Here is a 3,457-nt window from a genome sequence, read left to right as displayed (position 1 = left end):
GCTAACCGCGACAGGAACTCCCCCGATTCTCGCATCTTCAGTTTCGGCTTTCGTCTCGTCCAGGACTAATTTCACTTTTTCCTATGTACTTTGACCCTTTTCGAAATATGCAACGCATATTTCTCTCCCTCCCCACTGGGGAGGGTTGGGGAGGGGCACGCCGAAGGCGTTCGAATTTTTTAAGGAGACAGTGTGATTAAGGATAGTACACCGCAAGCGGTTGAAAGTTGTCATCAACTACTTTTGTGGTTAGTGCCACAACTGGATAAGTTTCCTCGCAATCGACGCTATACTTTGGGTGAAAAGATGGAATCCAATCTACTATCCGTGTTGGAAAATCTTATCGCAGCAGCCTATCAGCATCGCAAGAAAAGCCTTCTGGATGAAGCCAATCGAAAACTGTCAGTAGTTCGACATTTATGGCGCTTGGCAATGGAACTGAATGCAGTTTCTCATAAAAGTTATGAGCATGGTGCAAAGTTAATGGTGGAGTTAGGCAATCAAATTGGTGGGTGGGTAAAGCATGAAAAGAGTCGGCGCTCTCTGGCCTGAAATCACCAGCTTTGCCAATCTTTATCAGGGATATTGCAAGGCGCGGAAAGGTAAACGAGATCGTCCACAGGTTGCGGATTTTTCACTGAATCTGGAGGTTGAGCTTTTTGCACTGCAGCAATCGTTGATGGATGGCTCATATCTGCCCGGTGATTATCGTCAGTTTATGATTAGAGATCGAAAGCCGCGTGTGATTTCGGCAGCACCCTTTCGGGATCGAGTGGTGCATCATGCGTTGATGAATGTGCTGGAGCCTATTTTTGATCGCTCATTTATCTATGACAGCTATGCCTGCCGTAAAGGAAAGGGGGGTCACAGAGCTGTAGATCGTTATCAAGCGTATGCCCAGAATTACCTTTATGTACTTAAGCTTGATATTCGGCGTTACTTTCCATCTATTGATCATCACATACTCAAATCACAACTAGCAACCAATATTAAGGACAAACAGGTACTCAGACTTCTTGATTTGATAGTCGATGGCTCGCCAGAAGTGAAACCGGAACCGTGCTATTTTTCTGGTGATGGTCTATTTTCCCAGCATGCTCGTCGTCATGGTATCCCGATTGGTAATCTGACCAGTCAGATATTTGCCAATCTCTATCTGAATAACTTTGATCATTGGTTGAAAGAAAAAATGCGGGTGAAAGCATATATTCGTTATGTTGATGACATGCTACTTCTCGGAAATGATAAGGCAGAGATTTGGGCTTTACGTGATGCGATTGAGATGAAGCTTGCCGAGTTACGATTACAAATTCACCCAACGAAAGCACACATATTTCGAACAGATGAGAAAGTGGATGTATTGGGCTATAAGGTTTCACGAACGCGCAGATGGCTTCGTAATGATAATGGCTTTCGCTACGCCCGAAAGATGCGAGCTATGGCAGATGCTTATGGTGAGGGGCGGATGAATTTTGTTGAGATTACCGCCTCAGTACATAGCTGGATAGGACATGCCAAACATGGAGAAACGGAAGGCTTGCGCAATGCGATCTTTTCATCAATCATTTTCAAGCAGAGGGAACAGGCCGGAGGGTAAGCGTGTTTTGCGCGGCGGCTCCTGGAACAATAATCCGAATAATATGCGTTCGGCTAACCGCAACAGGAACTCCACCGATAATCGCAACAACAATATCGGCTTTCGTCTCGTCCAGTCCGCCCATGAAATCCCGGAGTTCTCATGTTTATGGATGTGAGAAGCGTGGCTTGGGTGTCCATGAGTCAGTTTCCCGCCTTGGCATGGATGCCCGTGGTAAATAGTTGTGCCAAGGATGGCTGAAGACGGGGTGAGTAGTGAAAGCGAAAGCCCTGTCAATTTTTGCAGCTTATCGGATCTGAGCAACCATGATGTTAAAATATAAGAGTCTTTAGAAGATAACTTACCCATTAAAGTCTACATCATTCAAGTTTTCAAAAATACTTCCGATAAGTATCACAGCATGAGGTTGTGGTTTCATTGCGCCCCCTGCGAAAGGGCGCGCTTAGGCGTTTCTCTACGAGAAACGACGCGACGTAAGGGGCAAGCCCCTTAACCCCAAAATCTTTCGAGTTCATTTGTATATGAACCACTTATTTCACCTTACGAGGTGCCAACGTGGCTATATATCATTTGAGTTTGAAAATTGGAGCAAAGGGCAAGGCTGCTCCGCATTTTAATTACATATGCGCTTCCAGTAAATATGACAAGAAACAAGGCGTGGAGCATGTCGAGCATGGCAACATGCCGATATGGGCGATGGCTGATCCTGCTCTGTTCTGGCAGGCATCTGATGAATTTGAGCGTGCCAACGGTACAGCATACCGTGAACTGGAAGTATCACTCCCCAGAGAATTACCCCCTAGCCAGCAAGTTGAACTGGCCAGATCATTGGCTGAGGAAGCATGCGGGCACAATCACGCGTTTACCTTTGCTATTCACCACGCAAAGGCCAGTGATAGCGGTATGAATCCACATGTACATTTACAATTCTCTGAACGCATTGACGATGGAATCGAACGCGACTGCAAGCACTACTTCAAACGCGCCAACAAAAAACAACCGGAGAAAGGCGGCTGTGTCAAAGACCGTGCATGGCAGGCTTCCACTCGCGGTCGCCAGAAGTGCGGCGCAGCATCGAGTGAACGATTGCTGGCAATCCGTCAGTCATGGGAGGCGATGTGCAATCAAGCATTGGCAGATGCTAATGCTCCAGCACGCATTGATTGCCGCAGCTATGCAGATCAGGACATTACTCTTACACCACAGCCAAAGGTGGGCGCTAAGTCATGGCACCAGCAGAAACGTACAGGTCATAAAAATGAACGGTTCAAACGCTGGGAGCAGATTGTCCAAAGCAATCAGCCCATATTGGTGGATATGGCCAGAGTTTGCAGAGATACGCTTGAATCACACCATGCCGCATTGCTGGATGAACAGACATTTGTCAGGGATGAGCTGAACAAGCTACGCGAGGCCAAACCGGCCATGCACTCGCAAGAGCAAATCATCCGGCAATTAGTACCGGATACAAAGCGTGGCAAAGCAGGTCAGGCAGCTATCACCCATGCTCAACAGGTAAAACTCAAAGCTGAACGGCGTCACCGGCACTACATGCAAGTAATGGATACACCCTTATCTTTTGGTAATCTTGGCAAGAAGTTAGCTTACTGGTGGAAGCATGGCAGCCGAAGCACTGAGGCCGGATATGTTCGCGAAACTGAAAGCGCACTGAAAAAAGCCCAACGAAAATATGATGCGCTGTTGGCCAAGGCGCAGGAAAGCCCCAGCTTGATTATCAAGGCTGTTGGCTTGCTAGAAGTGGAGCAGCAGGAATACCAAGCTTGGCAAGACAATATCAGTGCAATGGAGCGCAGACTTGCCGTATTAGATGACAGGTTACAGGTAGATCAAGGTGAACTG

General features: G+C 47.2%; 4 protein-coding genes. All 4 read left to right on the top strand.

Going from position 1 to position 3,457, the window contains the following annotated elements; genetic code table 11:
• Positions 1-192: 192 nt before the first annotated feature.
• Positions 193-552, top strand: a complete 360-nt coding sequence (gene avd, locus D8Y20_RS13450) for a diversity-generating retroelement protein Avd (protein ID WP_121544221.1) — start codon at positions 193-195, stop codon at positions 550-552.
• Complete coding sequence (locus D8Y20_RS13445) at positions 524-1,597, top strand: reverse transcriptase/maturase family protein (RefSeq protein WP_121544220.1); 1,074 nt, start codon at positions 524-526, stop codon at positions 1,595-1,597. Before avd ends, D8Y20_RS13445 begins: the two co-directional genes overlap by 29 nt.
• On the top strand, positions 1,512-1,754 hold the full coding sequence (locus D8Y20_RS14070) for an SUMF1/EgtB/PvdO family nonheme iron enzyme (protein WP_121544219.1): 243 nt from the start codon (positions 1,512-1,514) through the stop codon (positions 1,752-1,754). The genes D8Y20_RS13445 and D8Y20_RS14070 overlap by 86 nt, the downstream gene beginning before the upstream one ends.
• A gap of 398 nt (positions 1,755-2,152) precedes the next feature.
• A partial coding sequence (locus D8Y20_RS13435) for a MobA/MobL family protein (protein ID WP_121544218.1) occupies positions 2,153-3,457 on the top strand: 1,305 nt, incomplete at its 3' end.

This window comes from Mariprofundus sp. EBB-1 (assembly GCF_003665155.1).
Taxonomy (GTDB): Bacteria; Pseudomonadota; Zetaproteobacteria; order Mariprofundales; family Mariprofundaceae; genus Mariprofundus.
Note: the sequence above shows the minus strand (reverse complement) of the source record. Positions and strands in the feature narration are given on the sequence as shown.

What these genes read in the sequence shown, in the direction of transcription:
- D8Y20_RS13445 (WP_121544220.1), top strand. Translation starts at nt 524, where the DNA reads ATGAAAAGAGTCGGCGCTCTCTGGCCTGAAATCACCAGCTTTGCCAAT.
- D8Y20_RS14070 (WP_121544219.1), top strand. Translation starts at nt 1,512, where the DNA reads ATGCCAAACATGGAGAAACGGAAGGCTTGCGCAATGCGATCTTTTCAT.